This is a genomic window from Aromatoleum evansii, from assembly GCF_045689615.1.
Lineage (GTDB): Bacteria > Pseudomonadota > Gammaproteobacteria > Burkholderiales > Rhodocyclaceae > Aromatoleum > Aromatoleum evansii.
The window spans coordinates 2,298,689-2,315,708 of record NZ_CP141259.1 but is presented as its reverse complement, the minus strand read 5'-3'; the positions used below and the strand labels follow the sequence as shown (position 1 = coordinate 2,315,708).

13 protein-coding genes are annotated in these 17,020 nt (G+C 66.7%); 3 read left to right on the top strand and 10 right to left on the bottom strand.

What is annotated here, in order from left to right; translation table 11 throughout:
- Positions 1-516 precede the first annotated feature (516 nt).
- Positions 517-1,038, bottom strand: coding sequence for a DUF5943 domain-containing protein (locus U5817_RS10785; protein WP_407281053.1), 522 nt, complete (start codon positions 1,036-1,038; stop codon positions 517-519).
- A gap of 525 nt (positions 1,039-1,563) precedes the next feature.
- Between U5817_RS10785 and U5817_RS10780 the strand changes: the two genes are divergently transcribed.
- From U5817_RS10780 to U5817_RS10770, 3 genes are all read left to right on the top strand, one after another.
- Entirely contained in the window at positions 1,564-2,574 is a 1,011-nt protein-coding gene (locus tag U5817_RS10780) for a GlxA family transcriptional regulator (RefSeq protein ID WP_407280729.1), read from the top strand.
- A gap of 127 nt (positions 2,575-2,701) precedes the next feature.
- Positions 2,702-2,896: a hypothetical protein gene (locus U5817_RS10775; protein WP_169127973.1), complete on the top strand. Its 195-nt coding sequence runs from the start codon at positions 2,702-2,704 to the stop codon at positions 2,894-2,896.
- Positions 2,897-2,927: 31 nt separating this feature from the next.
- Complete coding sequence (locus tag U5817_RS10770) at positions 2,928-6,125, top strand: EAL domain-containing protein (RefSeq protein WP_407280728.1); 3,198 nt, start codon at positions 2,928-2,930, stop codon at positions 6,123-6,125.
- 17 nt (positions 6,126-6,142) lie between these two features.
- On the opposite strand, the gene U5817_RS10765 is transcribed toward U5817_RS10770, so the two are convergent.
- The 9 genes from U5817_RS10765 to U5817_RS10725 all read right to left on the bottom strand — a co-directional run bounded on the left by U5817_RS10765 (position 6,143) and on the right by U5817_RS10725 (position 16,968).
- Entirely contained in the window at positions 6,143-7,012 is an 870-nt protein-coding gene (locus U5817_RS10765) for an ABC transporter permease (protein WP_407280727.1), read from the bottom strand.
- On the bottom strand, positions 7,005-8,216 hold the full coding sequence (proV, locus tag U5817_RS10760) for a glycine betaine/L-proline ABC transporter ATP-binding protein ProV (RefSeq protein ID WP_407280726.1): 1,212 nt from the start codon (positions 8,214-8,216) through the stop codon (positions 7,005-7,007). Before proV ends, U5817_RS10765 begins: the two co-directional genes overlap by 8 nt.
- A gap of 100 nt (positions 8,217-8,316) precedes the next feature.
- Entirely contained in the window at positions 8,317-9,186 is an 870-nt protein-coding gene (locus U5817_RS10755) for a glycine betaine ABC transporter substrate-binding protein (protein ID WP_407280725.1), read from the bottom strand.
- A 464-nt stretch (positions 9,187-9,650) separates the two neighbouring features.
- The gene (locus tag U5817_RS10750; RefSeq protein WP_407280724.1) at positions 9,651-9,872 is read right to left on the bottom strand and encodes a hypothetical protein; all 222 of its coding nucleotides are present in this window, start codon (positions 9,870-9,872) and stop codon (positions 9,651-9,653) included.
- 73 nt (positions 9,873-9,945) lie between these two features.
- The gene (locus U5817_RS10745; RefSeq protein ID WP_407280723.1) at positions 9,946-10,764 is read right to left on the bottom strand and encodes an electron transfer flavoprotein subunit beta; all 819 of its coding nucleotides are present in this window, start codon (positions 10,762-10,764) and stop codon (positions 9,946-9,948) included.
- Positions 10,754-12,004, bottom strand: a complete 1,251-nt coding sequence (locus U5817_RS10740) for an electron transfer flavoprotein subunit alpha/FixB family protein (RefSeq protein ID WP_407280722.1) — start codon at positions 12,002-12,004, stop codon at positions 10,754-10,756. The genes U5817_RS10745 and U5817_RS10740 overlap by 11 nt, the downstream gene beginning before the upstream one ends.
- Positions 12,001-13,971, bottom strand: a complete 1,971-nt coding sequence (locus U5817_RS10735) for a (Fe-S)-binding protein (protein WP_407280721.1) — start codon at positions 13,969-13,971, stop codon at positions 12,001-12,003. Before U5817_RS10735 ends, U5817_RS10740 begins: the two co-directional genes overlap by 4 nt.
- Positions 13,972-14,361: 390 nt before the next feature.
- Complete coding sequence (gene dgcA / locus U5817_RS10730) at positions 14,362-16,425, bottom strand: dimethylglycine demethylation protein DgcA (RefSeq protein WP_169127986.1); 2,064 nt, start codon at positions 16,423-16,425, stop codon at positions 14,362-14,364.
- A 15-nt stretch (positions 16,426-16,440) separates the two neighbouring features.
- Entirely contained in the window at positions 16,441-16,968 is a 528-nt protein-coding gene (locus U5817_RS10725; RefSeq protein ID WP_169127987.1) for a DUF5943 domain-containing protein, read from the bottom strand.
- Between the last annotated feature and the right edge of the window lie 52 nt (positions 16,969-17,020).

Genomic DNA, 17,020 nt, shown 5'->3' with positions numbered 1-17,020 from the left:
TGCGCGACGTCACTTGTGCTTTGTGGACGCAATCCAATTCAATTCCGACATGAGGACAGCAGAACCCGGCGACGACCCGGACCGTTCGGCGCGTCCGCGGCGAACGCGAGCGCATGGCGGTCGCCATCGGGAACTGCGTGAATTCGCATGATTGATTCGCGGTGAGGTTCAGCCCTCACGAGCGGCGGAGGCAGGCAACCGTCCGTGGGAGCTTCAACCGCGAATACGCACGCTGGAGGACATCTGTTGCCGATTCGCGGCTGAAGCCGCTCCCACAGGAAGCCAAATCGGCCGTTCGTACGATCGTCCGTCGCAGCGTCCTGTCAGTTGAGCAGGCGCGGGCGGATGGCGAAGATGCAGTGGTCGAAGCCGTCAGCGCCGCATTGTGTTGTCCGTGGGAGCGGCTTCAGCCGCGAATACACACGCTGGAGGACATCTGTTGCCGATTCGCGGCTGAAGCCGCTCCCACAGGAAGCCAAATCGGCCGTTCGTACGATCGTCCGTCGCAGCGTCCTGTCAGTTGAGCAGGCGCGGGCGGATGGCGAAGATGCAGTGGTCGAAGCCGTCAGCGCCGCATTGGGTTTCGCAGCAGATCGTGCTGAGCGGCTTGCCGGCGTTTTCGCCGATCCAGTCCATCATGCCCGCGAACCAGCCCGCGAACATGTAGCAGGTCCTGGCGGCACAGGCTTCCGCCTGCGAGAGGACGAGCGTGGAATGGTCGAGGCGGACGTCGGCCGTGCCGGTGCGGAAGTCGGCCTCGGCGAGGCTGAAGCGACCCCAGCCGCGTGCGGACAGGCGCTCCAGGTAGTGTTCGAAGAGCTCGACGCCGGCGAGGCCGTGGGCGAACGCTTCCTTTTCGCACCAGTGGCGCGCCGACTTGTAGCTGGCGTGGTAGAGGATGTCGCCGTAGCTTTCGTCACCCATGCCCGTCTCCAGGTCCTGCAGGGTATCCAGGCAGAAGCTGCGCGCCGCGAGGCGAATGGACTCATACTCGGCCTCGGCGCAGCCGTCGTCGTCCTGGTCCTGCCCGGCGCTCATCGAATCCACCTGTCGATCCTTCCCGTCAGCCTCATTGCATCATTATTCGCACCCCGGCGCGTCGTGGTCAGTCTGCTTGCGACAGGTTTCCGCGAGATTGCGACAGTTTGCTGCGCCCGGACCGTGAAGGCTGGCGAAGGCCGGGAGAAGCCGCTATGTTTACAGACATATAGCTCGATCCGCATGGCGCACCAAAAAGAACAAGGCGCCCGCGTGACGCCCCATGCCGGGGCGTGAAACGCGAGGACGACCAACAGGAGACACCGATGTTCCATTTCCCCGGGCCAGCCGCCCCAGGGCGTTCCGCGCCCGCCTCTCCCCCGACTCCATCCTGTCCGTCCCTGTGCCGGCGCCGCTCTTGCGGGCGCGATGTGGCGGGCTGACGCGCGTCTTTCCTGCCGCGCAGCACGCCTCGTCGCACAGAGGCATGGTTCCTGCTGAAGACGGCATAGCGACTGCACCGATGCAAACCGGTCCGCCGCACCAATCGATGTTTGCATTCGCCCAACCTTGAAATCGGAGCACATGGTGTCCGCCACACTTTCGTCCGTGACCCGCGTCGGTTTTCTCCTGCTGAACGAATTCACGATGATCGCGTTCTCCAGCGCGATCGAAGTCCTGCGCATGGCCAACCACATCAGTGGCAAGCCCCTGTACAGCTGGTCCGTGATTTCCGCCGACGGTCAGCCGGTGGCCTCCAGCAACGGCCTCGCGCCCGCGCAGATCGGAACCTACGAGGAGTCCGGGCCGTTCGACATGGTATTCGTGTGCGGCGGCACCAACGTCACCCGCTTCGTCGATGACAAGGTGCTCGCCCTGCTGCGCCGCATCGCGCACGACAAGGTGATTCTCGGCGGACTGTGCACTGGAACCTATGCGCTGGTGAAGGCCGGCCTGCTCAACGGCTACCGCGCGACCATCCACTGGGAGAACCTGAGCGCACTGCGCGAGGCCCACGGCAGGATCCACTTTGTCGAGGAGCTCTTCGTCATCGACCGCGACCGGATCACCTGTACCGGCGGTATCGCCCCCATCGACATGATGCTCGCCGTGGTGCGCGAGCGTTGCGGCAAGACCCTGGTTGCGGAAATCTCCGAGCAGTTCATCCTCGAACGGGTGCGCGACAGCAAGGATCGCCAGCACATCCCGCTGGCCGCGCGAGCGGGCTGCAACCGCAAGGCCCTGGTGGAAGTCGCAGCCCTGATGGAAGCGAACATCGAGGAGCCGCTGTCGCTGGAGGAGCTGTCGCAACTCGCCGGCCTCTCCCAGCGCCACCTGCAGCGCCTGTTCCGCGAAGCCTTGCAAGTCACTCCCAGCCACTACTACCTGGAATTGCGGCTGCGTCGCGCGCGCGAGCTCCTGTTGCAGACGCAGATGTCCATCACCAACATCACGGTCGCCTGCGGCTTCCAGTCGGCCTGTCATTTCAGCAAGTGCTACCGCGCGCTGTTCGGCAAGCCGCCCAGCAGCGAGCGGCGGCCGCAGGGGACCGTGGCGGGCGTGGGCAAGTCCGTCGTCCATCATCTGGCGGCATGACGCGTCTGCCGGCGGCCTGAGTCCGGGTCGCTCCAGGCTCCGTGCAATGCACGGAGCCGTTTCCTATCCTTGTAGCGCAGGGATGCGCAGAGGCCGGTTGTCGAGGAACGATCCGGGAGAGGAAACCATGAACAGGCCCAACATCAAGGTGTATCGCCTGGCGGCGTTGTTCGTTCTGGGCATCCTGCTGTTCAACTACCCCCTGATGGCCCTGTTCAATCATCCGACGCTGGTGGCCGGGATTCCCGTTCTGTACGTGTACGCCTTTGCGGCCTGGGTACTGCTTGTCGCGCTCCTGATCCTGGTGATCGAGCGGACCTAGCGCAGCTGCGCGGCCGCGGGGAGACGCCATCTTGCCGACATGGCTCATCGCGGTGGTGGTCGCGGCCTATCTCGGGCTGCTGTTCGCCATCGCCTATCTGGGCGAACGCGCCGCAGACGCGGGTCGCAGCCTGATCGCAAATCCCTATGTCTACGCGCTCTCGCTGTGCGTCTTCCTGACCGCGTGGGGCTTCTACGGCGACGTCGGCGTCGCCGCGAACTCGGGCATCGCCTACCTGCCGGCGAACATAGGGCCGTGCGTGATGGCTTGCCTGTGGTGGATGGTGCTGCGCAAGATCATCCGCATCGCCAAGGACAACCGCCTCACCTCGCTGGCCGACTTCATTTCCTCGCGCTACGGCAAGAGCGGCCTGCTCGCAGGGCTCGTGACCGTGATCGCGCTGCTGGGGGTCACGCCCTACGTGTCGCTGCAGCTCAAGGCGGTGGCGATGAGCTTCCACTTCCTGCGAGGCTTTCCGGACGTCCCGGCGTCCGCGTCGCTCGTCGACAGCATATGGCGCGACACGACCTTCTACGTGACCCTGCTGCTGGCCGCGTTCACGGTCGTGTTCGGCACGCGCAAGCTCGATCTCGCCGAGCGGCACGAAGGCATGGTCGCCGCGACCGCCTTCGACTCCCTGGTCAAGCTGCTCGCCTTTCTCGCCGTCGGCATCTTCGTCACCTGGGGGCTGTACGACGGCCCGGGTGATCTCTTCGGCCGTGCGGCCGAGGTGCCGCAGTTCGCCGCGCTGTTCACGATCGGCGGTGGCGAGAGCGGCGGACAGTCGCCCTGGGGATCGCTGTTCGCCATCTACGCCGTCACCATGCTCGCGGTGATGTTCCTGCCGCGGCAGTTCCAGGTGGCGGTGATCGAGAACGTCGACGAGACGCACGTGAATCGGGCGATCTGGCTGTTTCCGCTGTATTTCCTGCTGTTCGACCTCTTCGTCCTGCCCATCGCCTTCGCCGGCCTGCTGCAGTTCGGCCCCGACGGCGCCGTGAGCCCGGAGACCTACGTGCTCGCGCTGCCGTTGGCCGCGCAGCGCGAGGCGCTGGCGCTGCTCGTGTTCGTCGGTGGTTTCGCCGCGGCCACCGGCATGGTGGTCGTGGAGGTCATCGCGCTGTCGACGATGGTCTGCAACGACCTGGTGATGCCGATCCTGCTGCGCGTGAAGGCGCTGCGCCTGACGGAACGGACCGACCTGTCGGGCCTGCTGCTGGCGATCCGGCGCATCACCATCGTGGGTGGGCTCCTGCTCGGCTACGCGTATTACCGACTGGCAGGCGAGACCTATGCCCTGGCGTCGATCGGGCTGCTCTCGCTGGCAGCGGTGGCGCAGTTCGCGCCCGCGCTGCTGGGCGGGCTGTACTGGAAGGCAGGCACCAAGGCGGGCGCGTTCGCCGGGCTGGGGGCGGGTTTCGTGGTGTGGCTCTACACGCTGGTGGTGCCTGCCTTCGCCCGTGCGGGCTGGCTGCCGCCGACCCTGCTCGAGCAAGGCCCCTTCGGCGTGGAGTTGCTCCGCCCGCTCGTGCTGTTCGGCCTGGAGGGGCTCGACGAGACCAGCCATGGGGTGCTGTGGAGCATGCTCGCGAATATCGGATCCTACGTGGCGGTGTCGCTCCTCAGCGAACAGGGCAGCGTGGAGCGGACCCAGGCGGCGCTGTTCGTCGACGCAACGCGGCACGATCGCGGCATCGAACGCGACTGGGGGGCACGCGGTTCGCTGCCCGACCTGTATGCGCTCATGCAACGTTTCCTGGGTCCGGAAAATGCCCGTCAATCCCTGGCGTCGTATGCGATGCGGCATGGCCTCGACTGGCCCCGCGAGGTGGACGCCGATCTGGCGCGCCACTGCGAAGCGCAACTGTCCGGCATCATCGGCGCGGCTTCAGCGCGTCTCGTGCTCGGCTCGGTGGTGGAGGAAGAGTTCCTGCGCGACACGCTCACCGGCCTTCCGAACCGCGCATTGCTGCTAACCCGTCTCGGCGACGCCCTCGACCGGCACCGGCTGGGCAAGGCGCACGGGTTCGCCCTCCTGTTCATCAGCCTGGACCGCTTCCGACTCATCGGTGACAGCCTGGGCGCAACCGTCGCCGACGAGTTCCTGATTGCGGTCGCACGCAGCCTGGGCTCCGGGCTCCGCCCCGGTGACACGGCGGCCCGCCTGGGCGGCGAGAATTTCGCGCTCCTGCTCGACGAAACCAGCGATGTCACGGAGGCGATACGCTTCGCGGAGCGCCTCCAGACGGAGCTGGCGGCCGGCTTCAACGTGGACGGGCACGCGCTGTTCTCGTCGGCGAGCGTTGGGATCGCCCTCGGTCGGCCCGACTACGCAGACCCCGCCGACATCCTGCGTGATGCGGAGACGGCCGCGCACAACGCCACGCGGCGCGGTGGTGCGTGCCAGGAGGTGTTTGCCGCCGACATGCGCGAACGCGTGGTCGCCCTGCTCGACATGGAGACGCAGTTGCGCCGGGCGGTTTCACGCGGCGACGAGTTCCGCGTCTACTACCAGCCCATCGTCGACCTGCCCACCGGCCGGTTGGCCGGTTTCGAAGCGCTGGTGCGGATGCGCCGGGCCGACGGTACGCTGGTGCCGCCAGGCGAGTTCATTCCGCTCACCGAGGAGACCGGTCTCATCGTGTCGATCGGCCGCTGGGTGCTGGCCGAAGCCTGCCGACAGATGCAGGACTGGCAACGGCGCTTTCCGGAGCGCGCGGCCGGGAAGATCAGCGTGAACCTCGCCGGCCGGCAGTTCGTGCAGCCGGACCTGCTCGAGCAGATCCGGGCGGTGCTGGCCGAAACCGGCCTCGACGCGGGCAGTCTCAAGCTGGAGGTGACCGAGACGCTGCTGATGGAGCACGCCGAAGCGGCGGCCGCCGTGCTGACGAAACTGCGCGCACTCGGAATCGAACTCCTGATGGACGACTTCGGCACCGGCTACTCGTCGCTGTCATACCTGCACCGCTTCCCGCTCGACACCCTGAAGGTCGACGCCTCCTTCGTGCGCCGCATGGACACGGACCAGGCGGCGGACGATATCGTCCAGACGATCGTCACCCTCGCCCGCACGCTCGGCATGAGCGTGATCGCCGAAGGGGTCGAGACCGCGGCCCAACTGGCCCGGCTGCGGGCCTTGGGGGTCGATTATGGCCAAGGATATTACTTTGGCCAGCCGCTCGACGCAGAAGCCGCCGAGCGGATGATCAGCACTGCGCCGACCTGGTGATCCGCGGGTCCGGGGCGTCAGGACTCCTGCCCCTGGCCCCCTTTCCGACGTGCGATCCGCTCTTCCTTCCGCACGCCGAAGCTTTCGGTAAGACGATCGAGGATGATCGCGAGCAACACCACCGCGAGTCCGGACTCGAAGCCCAGTCCGATGTCGAGGCGCTGGATACTGGCGAGGACGTTGTTGCCCAGGCCGCCACCACCGACCATCGACGCGATGATGACCATCGACAGCGCCATCATGATCGTCTGGTTGATGCCGGCCATGATCGAGGGCAGCGCGCCGGGGATCTGGATCTTGAGCAGCACCTGCAGCGGTGTGCAGCCGAAGGTGATGCCGGCCTCGACCTGCTCCTTGTTGACCTGGCGGATGCCGAGCGCGGTCAGGCGGACCACCGGCGGCATGGCGAAGATCACCGTCGCCAGGACCGCCGGTACGCGCCCGAGTCCGAACACCATCGCCGCCGGGATGAGGTAGACGAAGGCCGGCATGGTCTGCATGAAGTCCAGCACCGGCCGCAGCAGGTAGTTGATCCGCCGGTTGAGCGCCGCGGCGATGCCCAGCGGTATGCCGACCAGGAGGCTGATGAGCGTCGCCGCGATGATCAGCGCGAGCGTGACCATCGTTGCCGGCCAGAAGCCGGTGCCGATGATGACGACGAAGGCCGCGGCCGCGACGACCGCGAACTTCCAGCCCAGGCGCCAGAATCCCAGGGCGACGAACATGCCTGCGAGGAGCCAGTCCGGCACCCATTGCAGGAGCTGCTCCGTCAGGGCCGTCATGTCGCCGACGACGTCCCCCAGGCGCTCCAGCACCCCGTGATCGTTTTCGAGGATGAAATTGATGGTTTTCTCGGCCCATTCGCCGATTGGCAGGAAATCACGCATGGCTGAGCTCTTCCTTCGCCATCTTCTTCAGCAGGATCGTCTGGGTGACCGCGCCGATGTAGTGGCCCTGCGACTCGATCACGGGCAGCGGATAGGGCATCTTCACGATGCGGCAGATCAGCTCGCGCAGGTTGAGGTTGCCATTGACCGGCGGGAGGTCGGTCAGCAGCGCGTGGGAGAGTTCGGTGGAGCCGGATTCGAGCGACCGGATCATCGAGTCGATGGAGACGGTGCCGACGAGCTTGTGCTCGCCATCCACGACGAAACCGTAATTGCGTCGCGCCGCGCGCAGACGCTCGATCGCGCCGTGGAAACCGTCCGCGAAATCGCCGTGCGCCTTGAATACCGGCACCGCATCGGCGTCGGCGATGTCCTTGGCGGACAGGTACTTGTTCACATCCACCCCGTTGAAGAAGGCCCGCACGTATTCGTCGGCGGGGTTGCGGATGATTTCGTCGGGCGTGCCAATCTGCACGATGCGCCCGCCTTCCATGATGGCGATGCGGTTGCCGATGCGACAGGCCTCGTCGAGGTCGTGGGAGACGAAGATGATCGTGCGCTGATGCTCGCGCTGCAGGTCGAGCAGCAGGTCCTGCATTTCGGTGCGCTTAAGGGGGTCAAGTGCGGAAAAGGCTTCGTCCATCAGCATCAGCGACGGATCGACGGCCAGCGCGCGCGCGAGTCCCGCGCGCTGCTGCATCCCGCCGCTCAGCTCGCGCGGATAGCGGTTTGCGTAGGCGCCCAGGCCCACCTGTTCGAGCACCTTCATCGCCCGCGCTTCGCGCTCCTTGCGCGGCACGCCTGACACCTCCAGCCCGAAGGCAGCGTTTGCGAGCACCGTGAGGTGCGGCAGCAGCGCGAACGACTGGAAGACCATCGCCATGTCGCGGCGGCGCAGCTTGATAAGCTCGCGCGGGTCCATCGACGCCACATCCTGTCCGTCGACGAGAACCTGCCCGGAACTGGGCTCGATCAAGCGGTTGAGCAGGCGGATCAGCGTTGATTTGCCGGACCCGGACAAACCCATGATGACGAAGATCTCGCCCGCGTTGATGTGGAAATTCGCATTCTGGACACCGACCACCATGCCGGTTTCCCGAACGATCCGGTCCTTGTCCTTGCCCGAACGCAGCATCTGCATCGCCACGTCCGGTTTGGGGCCGAAGATCTTGTACAGATCCTTTACTACGATCTTTGCCTGCATGGTCTCGCGTACCTCCAGCGCACTGCTCCACCCATCAATCGACACCGGTGCCCGCAATGCTGCGAACACCGGTTTTCGCGTCTGCGCGCAATACGCCGCCTTACTGGGCGTCCTTCAACCAGGCTGCAACCATTTCGGGATGGCTCGCAATGTAGGCCGCGGCCTCTTTCTCGTAGGACGATTCCTTCGCCTTCGCCATGATGCCTTCAAGGTCCGAGAGCGGAATCTTGAAGTTCTTGATGAAGGCCGCCGCTTTCGGGAAGTCCTGGTCGAAGCCCTTGCGCCCGATCGCGTGGATGGCTTCGGCGCCGCCGAGCGACTTCTTCGGATCCTCGAGGTAGCGCACCTTGTATTTCGAGAACATCCAGTGCGGATTCCACGTCGTGACGACGATCCAGTCCTTGCGCGCCATCGCGCGATCGAGGGCGACGATCATCGCGGCATCGGAACCCGTGCGCAGGTCGTAGCCGGCGAGGCTGTAGTCCTTGAGCGCCTGTTCGGAGGCGCGCATCAGGCCTGCACCCGGGTCGATCCCCTGGACCTGGCTCTTCAGCTTCTTCGCCACTTCCGGTTTGTTCAGATCGGAAATCGACGACAGCTCGGACGCGGGGACATAGTCGGGAACGGCCCAGCCGAGCTTGGCGTTGTCATACAGGATGCCGAGATCGACCAGATCGCCGTTGAGCTTGTCCCAGTAGGCCTTGTGCGTATTCGGCAACCATGCCATGAGCATCACGTCGAGCTGCTTCTTCGCGACGCCCTGGTACTGCAGCCCGATGTCGGTCATCACCAGCTCGACCTTGTAGCCGAGCCGCTGTTCGAGCAACTGCTTGGCGATGTTGGTCACCGCCTCCGCGTCCGACCAGGCCGTCCAGCCGATCTTGATCGTCTTCTGATCGGCGGCCTGGACGCCGGTCGCACCGGCCACCGCGGAAACGATCATCGCAGCGCCGATTGCGTGTTTGAACACTTGCCTCAGTCTTGAAAACATCTACTCCTCCGGTCTGGTGTGTCGGGCTCTATGGATTGGCCCGTTGGTGGTGAGTCTGTGTGGTGCGAGTCGAGAACTGCGATCCAGCGGGTGGAACAGCCGACCGAGTTATCAAGCGGGCGAGTAAATGCCGTTCGGACTGGGATCTTCTACTAGCGCAGGGCGAACGGTAATACCTTTAACGAGAAGATCGGCGAGAGTCAGTCTAGGGGCCCGCGGGTCGGGCAATTTACCCCTGTGCGACCTCCAGTCGATCTGTTTGCGGCATCGGGCAGGGCGAGGTTTCGTAGGGCGGGAGGCACGAAGCAGATCCCGCCGCGCGACATTCGTGACGCCTCCGACGCGTGGAGTGGCGGGATGCGCTGCGCTCCTCCCGCCCTACGGGTTCGTGCGGTGGTTCGGATTGCCGCCGTCTCCTCCATCGTCAGAGGTGACTGACGGACTCACGGCACTAGGATCAGGTCGATGGCCCTGCGCACCTCGGGCTGCAGCGTCGTGCCTTCGGCGCACAGGGCGGCGATCAGTTCGGGGAGGCCGTCGACGGGCTGGGCGGCGCGCACACGCTGCGCCCAGTCGTCGGGCGTTTCGCCCTGCGGCAGCGCGACCCCCAATGCGCCGAGCCGCTCGCGAAAATCGTCGATATCGACGAGGTCGGCAAACATCATGATGTGGCCCTCCTGAAGGACGAGGAATACTTTACGCCTTTCGACGGTCCGCGATAGCTGCGGTTTCCCGCGCTCACCGCAGCACCCCTTCCTCGCGCAGCAGCTTGAGGATGGCCTCGGCGCCCTGTTGTGCGGACACGCCTGTGAGCACCTGCCCGCCGCTACCTTCGGCCTTCGCCGCGGCGGCCTTGAAGCGGTCGCGGGCGGATGCCGCCTTCACGATCTTGAGGCGCTTCGGGCGCTTGCGCGCGGGCGCGACCGTCCACTCACGCGCAGCAGCATCGGGCACCACATCGGACGCGACGCGATGCAGCTCGCCGCGTTGCGCGGGTCCGAAGGCGCTTTGCCGTGCGGGCTGCGCCGCCGCGTCGACCGTCACGACGGCGGGCAGGCGCACCTTCAGGCGTCGCCGCTGCCCGCGCGGCAGGGCCTGCAGCACCGTCATCGTGTCGCGGTCCACCGACTCGATCTCGGCGAGCCCGGACACCAGCGACCAGCCGAGTCGTTCGGCGAGGATGAAAGGCACGAGGCCAGACCCTTCCCCGGTTTCACCGCGCGCCCCGCACAACACGACGCGCGGGCCGGCGGCGCGCAGCCAGCTTTCCAGCGCCGGCACGACGTCGGACCCGTCCGGTTGCTGCAGAACGTCTACGGCGCCAGGGCCCATGCCCAGGTAGCCGCGCAGCGCCGCCTCCGTCTCGGGCGACGAGGCGCCCGCATGCACGAGCGACAGATCCCCGCCTTTCGCCAGCGACAGGCCGATCTCGACCGCGCGCGCGTCGTACTCCGCGCGCCGCGCCCGGCCGGTCACCGGGTGGCGGCCGACCGAGACCAGGGCGGCGACTTTCAGCGACGGCTCCGTCGCCGCATTTCCATTGCCATCACGCTGCATTGCGTTGCTCCTTGCGAACGCCTTCGACCATCTCCACCAGCGCGGCGAGCACCTCGCTCGAATCCGCGATCACCGAGAGATCCGCCCGCTTCACCATGTCGCAACCGGGATCGGTGTTGATCGCGATGACCTTGTCGCACTGCTGGATGCCCTGCAGGTGCTGGATCGCGCCCGAGATGCCGACGGCCAGATACACCCGCGCCGTGACCCAGGTGCCGGTCGCACCGACCTGGCGGTGTCGCGGCATGAAACCGCTGTCCACCGCGACGCGGGAGGCGCCTTCGGTCGCGCCGAGCACGCGCGCCGCCTGGTGGAAGCCGTCCCAGTCGCGGATGCCGTTGCCGGCCGACAGGATGAATTCCGCTTCCGCGAGCGCCACGCCGGCCGGATCGACCGCGACCGCGCCGAGGTCCTCGACACGCCGCAGCGGCTGCGGCAGCGCTGCGGGCGGATCGATCGGAGCCGCGGCGTGAATCGTCTCGCTCACCGGTTCGGCGCATTCGGGCAGTGCGAGCACGATGCGCGGCAGCCTGCGCGTGACGTCGGTCGTGCCCGCGGCGCCGCGGCCGGTGCATTGTCCGTCCGCGATCTGCCACACCTGGGTCGCCGGCCGCTCGCCGAGACGGGCCGCGAGACGCCGGCCCAGCTCCGCCCCGCCCAGCGGCGAGTCCGGGAACAGCCAGTGGCGCGGCTCGTGCTGGCGCTCGATGCCGCCCAGCGCCGTGAGACGCTGTTCCGGCGCGTAGCCTTCGAAGGACTCGCCGGCGAAATTCACCACGCGATCGACACCTGCTTCGCCGAGCGCGTCCTCGCGCGAGTCGCCGAACGTCACCAGCAGCACCGCGCCCTGCCCGCCTTCGTCGGCGAGCTGCCGCGCAAGGCCCAGCACGTCGCGGTCGTGGGCCGACAGGCGGCCGCCGGGCATGTCGGCCACCACAGCGATGATGAACGCGGGGGAGTCGATCTGCACGGCCCGCCGGGTGGGCGCCGCCGAGGCTTCGCGCCGCGGGGAGCCCGACGCATGGGCCGTCTGCGCGCCACTGCGGTCGATGCGGCGGATGCCGTTCGGGCCGATGAAGCCGACCGCGTGCGGATTGCGCCGGATGATGCCGTTCGGCCCCATCCACTGCGCCACCGCCGCGCCCCCGTTCAGCTGCGCCAGCACGGCGTCGTGCTCGGGATGCAGGCGATTGCGGGCGATCCACTCGGTGCGCGGATCGCGTCTGACGATTTCACTCATGCCACCACCTCCACTGCGCGTTCCACCTGAACACGCTTGTCCGCGCCCCGCGCCGGCGCCGGTGCCGCCACCAGCTGCGCCGCGACGAGCTCGGCAATGTCGAGCACTTCCGGGCGAGGCCCGACGACGCCTTCGAGCATCGCCGTGCATTGCGGGCATCCGACGGCCACGATGTCGGCCTTCGTCGAATTGATCTCTTCCATGCGCATGTCGGGGATGCGGCGCTTGCCGGGAATGTCGGTGATCGGCGCCCCGCCGCCACCGCCGCAGCAGCGCGAACGGAAGCCGGAGCGTTCCATCTCGACGACCTTGATGCCGATGCCCTTGAGCGCATTGCGCGGCGCTTCATACTCGCCGTTGTAGCGGCCGAGGTAGCACGGGTCGTGGTAGGTCACGCGGCCACCGGTCCATTCACCCAGCGCGAGCCGCCCCTTCTCCATAAGCTTGGAGATGAAGGTGCTGTGATGCGTCACCGCGTAGCTCGCGCCAAAGGCCGGGTACTCGTTCTTCAGCACATGGAAGCTATGCGGGTCGCAAGTCACGATCTCGCGGAAGCGGTACTTCGCGAGCGTCGCCGCGTTGCGCACGGCGAGCGTCTGGAAGGTGGCCTCGTCGCCCAACCGGCGTGCGACGTCGCCGCTGTCGAGTTCCTCATTGCCGAGCACCGCGAAATCCACCTGCGCCGCGCGCAGCACCTTCACGAGGGCCCGCAGCGTGCGCTGGTTGCGCATGTCGAAGGCGCCGTCGCCCATCCACAGCAGCACGTCCGCCGTGCCGCGCTTCGCCATCAGCGGCAGCTCCAGGTCGGCCGCCCAGTTCATGCGCGATGCGGGATCGAAGCCGCCGGGGTTGTCGGTGGTTGCGAGGTTCTCCAGCACCTCCCGACCCTTGTTCGGCGTGTTGCCGTGCTCCATCGTCAGGAAGCGGCGCATGTCGACGATCGCATCGACGTGCTCGATCATCATCGGGCACTCCTCGACACAGGCGCGGCAGGTCGTGCAGGACCACAGGGTTTCCGCATCGACGAGCGCGCGGCCCTCTCGCAGGACGATCGGGCTGTGCGCGTCGCCGCCGTGCTCGCCGATCGGCTTGCCGGGATAAGGCGAGCCCGCATAGGCGGCGTCGGTGCCGCCGGCCAGACCGACGACCATGTCCTGGATCAGTTTCTTCGGGTTCAGCGGCTGGCCGGCGGCGAAGGCCGGGCACATCGCCTCGCAGCGGCCGCACTGCACGCAGGCATCGAAGCCGAGGAGCTGGTTCCACGTGAAGTCCGCGGGCTTGCCGACGCCCAGCGGCGCGGTGGCGTCCTTCAGGTCGATCGGCTTGAGACCGGTCGAGCGCCCGCCGCCGAAGCGTTCGGGCCGGCGGTGGAACGCCAGATGCAGCGCGCCGGCGAAGGCATGCTTCATCGGTCCGCCCCACGTCATGCCGAGGAACATCTCGCTGATGCCCCACGCGACGATGAGCGTCAGCACCGCGGCGAGCGCCCAGCCGCCGAACGAGGCCGGAAGTACACCGGCCGTCGGCAGCGTGACCAGGAACACGCCGCTCGCGAACGCGAAGAGGCTCTTCGGCAGGCGCATCCACGGGCCGCGCGAGAGCCGTGCGGGCGGGTTCTTCCGCCGCGCGGCGACACGCAGCGCGCCCGCGAACATCACCGCGGTGGCCGCGAGCAGCGCCCAGCTGAGCAGCCGGCTCTCAAACTGGAAGCCGTGCACCAGGATCAGCAGCACGGCGGCGGCGACGAAACCGCCACCCGTCGCGACGTGGGTGTTGGCGAACACCTTGTCGCGCGCGACGACGTCGTGGAGGTCCACCAGGTAGCGGCGCGGCATCGCGGCCAGGCCGCCGAGCACGGAGACTGGCGAGGGGCGTCCCTGGCGCCACAGTCGGATCCGCTGGATGGCGCCCAGCAGGGCCAGCGCCAGCGAGGCGAAGATAAGTATGGGGAGTACTACGTCAAGCATTCGTCTCTCCTAGTAGGACGTTGCTCTCTTGATGAGACGGAACAGATGCCGCGAGCCGCGGACGACTCCCTCCCCTTCAAGGGGGCGGAAGCGGGGTTTCGGGGAGCCCTGCTCCCCGCCGCCGGAGCGGCGGAGCGAAGCGGAGACTCCTGGGTTGGGGTGGGGATGGGTGGACTCCGCAGCGCCAGTAAGAAACCCATCCCCATCCTGTCCATTCCAAGGCCGGCTTTGCACAGCCGGCCCGCTCGGACGGCGCGAAGCGATGCTTCGCGAAACCCCGTCCTCGCCCCCTTGAAGGGGAAGGAACCTGCTAATCGCACCGTGCGAACTCCACAAGACCGCGCCGGACCGTGCGCAATTACGTCAGCTTCGACCAAGACCTCCGCGTACTCAGAAGTCTTTGCACAGCCGCAACGCATCCAGGATGGCCGCATGCGTATTCCGCTGCGACACGCAGTCGCCGATGCGGAACAGCAGGTAGCCATCACCCTTCTCCGCAAGGCAGGACTGCGGCTGGATCGCGAAGAGCTCCTCGATGTTCACCTGGCCCTTGTTGCGCGAACCCGGCTTCAGCTCGTAGTACAGCTTCTCGTCCGGCCGCACGCCGTTTTCGACCACGATCTGGTCGACGACCCGCTCTTCCTTTGCACCGGTGTATTCGTTCTCCAGCACCGCGACGAGCTTGTCGCCTTCCCGATACACCTTCTCCAGCATCAGGTCCCCGGTCATGATCACTTCCTTGGGGTACAGGCTGCGGTAGTAGGTCGGGAAGGTCGTGCCGCCGATCGCCACACCCGGCTTGATGTCGTCGGTGACGATCTCGACCTTGGCGCCCTTGTCGGCGAGGTAGTCCGCGACCGACATGCCGGAGAACTCGCAGATCGTGTCGTACACCAGCACGTTCTTGCCCGGCGCGACCCGGCCTTCGAGGACATCCCAGCTGCTCACGACCAGCCCTTCGGCGGCGCCCCAGTGCGGGTTCTGCTCGAGGAAGGGATGGGCCCCCACCGCCAGCACGACGACGTCGGGCCTCAGGTCCATGATCGTCGCCGCATCCGCCCCAACGCCCAGGCGCAGGTCGATCTTCAGGCGTGCGAGCTCGAGCTGGTACCAGCGCGTGATGCCCGCCATCTGGTCGCGCTGCGGCGCCCGGGCGGCAATCGAGATCTGGCCGCCCAGCGCGTCCTTCTTCTCGAACAGCGTCACGTCATGGCCGCGCTCGGCCGCGACGCGCGCCGCTTCCATGCCGGCCGGCCCGCCACCGACGACGACCACCTTGCGCTTCGGCCCCGTCGATTTCTCGATGATGTGCGGCAGCCCCTGATGCTCGCGCGAAGTCGCGGCGTTCTGGATGCACAGCACGTCCAGGCCCTGGTACTGGCGGTCGATGCAGTAGTTCGCGCCGACGCACTGGCGGATCTGGTCGACCTGGCCCATCTTGATCTTGTTCACGAAGTGCGGATCGGCGATGTGCGCGCGCGTCATGCCGACGAGGTCGACGTAGCCGCCTTCGAGGATGCGCTGCGCCTGATTCGGGTCCTTGATGTTCTGCGCGTGGATCACCGGCACCGACACCACTTCCTTGATCCCGGCCGCCAGATGCAGGAAGGGCTCCGGCGGATAGCTCATGTTCGGGATCACGTTCGCCAGCGTGTTATGCGTGTCACAGCCCGAACCGACGACGCCGATGAAGTCGAGCAGACCCGTGTCGCTGTAGTACTTGGCGATCTGCTTCATGTCCTCGTGCGTGAGACCGTCCGGGTGGAACTCGTCGCCGCAGATGCGCATGCCAACCACGAAGTCGCGCCCGACCTCGGCCCGCACCGCCTTCAGCACCTCCATGCCGAAGCGCATGCGGTTCTCGAAGGAGCCGCCCCACTCGTCGTTGCGCTGGTTCACGCGCGGGCTCCAGAACTGGTCGATCAGGTGCTGATGCACCGCCGACAGCTCCACCCCATCCAGCCCGCCCTCCTTCGCCCGGCGCGCCGCCTGCGCGTAGTTGCCGATGATGCGCTCGATCTCCTCGGGTTCGATGGTCTTGCAGGTCGCGCGGTGCACCGGCTCACGGATGCCAGACGGCGACACCAGATGCGGCCAGTTCTCACCGTCCCAGCGCGAGCGACGGCCCATGTGCGTGATCTGGATCATGATCTTGGCGCCGTGCTTGTGCATCGCATCGGCAAGGTTCTGGAAGTGCGGAATGATCTTGTCGGTCGACAGGTTCACCGACTTCCACCAGCCCTGCGGACTGTCGATCGCAACCACCGAGGAGCCGCCGCAGATGCACAGGCCGATGCCGCCCTTGGCCTTTTCCTCGTAGTACTTGACGTAGCGCTCGGTGGTCATGCCGCCGTCGGTCGCATAGACCTCGGCGTGCGCGGTACTGACGATGCGGTTGCGGATCGTCAGCTTGCCGATCTGGATCGGCTGGAACAGGGCGTCGAACTGGGCCATGGCCATTTACTCCTATCAGCGCGGGCGGGTGATGAACACGCCGTAGTCGCAGCCTTCCTCGGCGCCGCTCTGGGTCTGCTCGGCGAGCGTGCGCAGCGGGCTGCCGGCGGCGGCCAGGATCTGGTCCATTGCGCCGGCAAACCAGCCCGTGAACATGTATTCGATCTTGCGGCCGACCTTGCCGTACTCATAGACGAAGGCCGAGTGGTCGAGGCGCACGCGGCAGGTGCCGGCTTCAAGATCGATGGCCTCGATGGAGAACAGCCCCCAGCCGCGCTGCGACAGGCGCTTCATGTAGTGCTCGAACACCGCAACGCCCGACAGTCCGTGCAGCGCGGCTTCCTTCTCGCACCAGTGCCAGGCCGACTTGTAGCCCGCCTTGTAGAGGATCTGGGCGTAGCGCTCGGCGCCGATCTCTTCCTCGATGCCCTTGTGGTTGTTGATGAAGAAGTGGCGCGGCACGTACAGCATCGGCAGCGCGTCGGTGGTCCAGACGCCGGTTTCGGAATCGACTTCGATCGGCAGTTGCGGTGCGGTCTTCATGTTCGGTTTGTCTCCAGTATTTTGTCGGGGCAGGACGGGCCTTCTTCGGATC

What these genes read in the sequence shown, in the direction of transcription:
- U5817_RS10725 (WP_169127987.1), bottom strand. Translation starts at nt 16,968, where the DNA reads ATGAAGACCGCACCGCAACTGCCGATCGAAGTCGATTCCGAAACCGGC.
- U5817_RS10735 (WP_407280721.1), bottom strand. Translation starts at nt 13,971, where the DNA reads ATGCTTGACGTAGTACTCCCCATACTTATCTTCGCCTCGCTGGCGCTG.
- U5817_RS10775 (WP_169127973.1), top strand. Translation starts at nt 2,702, where the DNA reads ATGAACAGGCCCAACATCAAGGTGTATCGCCTGGCGGCGTTGTTCGTT.
- U5817_RS10785 (WP_407281053.1), bottom strand. Translation starts at nt 1,038, where the DNA reads ATGAGCGCCGGGCAGGACCAGGACGACGACGGCTGCGCCGAGGCCGAG.
- U5817_RS10765 (WP_407280727.1), bottom strand. Translation starts at nt 7,012, where the DNA reads ATGCGTGATTTCCTGCCAATCGGCGAATGGGCCGAGAAAACCATCAAT.
- proV (WP_407280726.1), bottom strand. Translation starts at nt 8,216, where the DNA reads ATGCAGGCAAAGATCGTAGTAAAGGATCTGTACAAGATCTTCGGCCCC.
- U5817_RS10780 (WP_407280729.1), top strand. Translation starts at nt 1,564, where the DNA reads ATGGTGTCCGCCACACTTTCGTCCGTGACCCGCGTCGGTTTTCTCCTG.
- U5817_RS10750 (WP_407280724.1), bottom strand. Translation starts at nt 9,872, where the DNA reads ATGATGTTTGCCGACCTCGTCGATATCGACGATTTTCGCGAGCGGCTC.
- U5817_RS10745 (WP_407280723.1), bottom strand. Translation starts at nt 10,764, where the DNA reads ATGCAGCGTGATGGCAATGGAAATGCGGCGACGGAGCCGTCGCTGAAA.
- dgcA (WP_169127986.1), bottom strand. Translation starts at nt 16,425, where the DNA reads ATGGCCCAGTTCGACGCCCTGTTCCAGCCGATCCAGATCGGCAAGCTG.
- U5817_RS10740 (WP_407280722.1), bottom strand. Translation starts at nt 12,004, where the DNA reads ATGAGTGAAATCGTCAGACGCGATCCGCGCACCGAGTGGATCGCCCGC.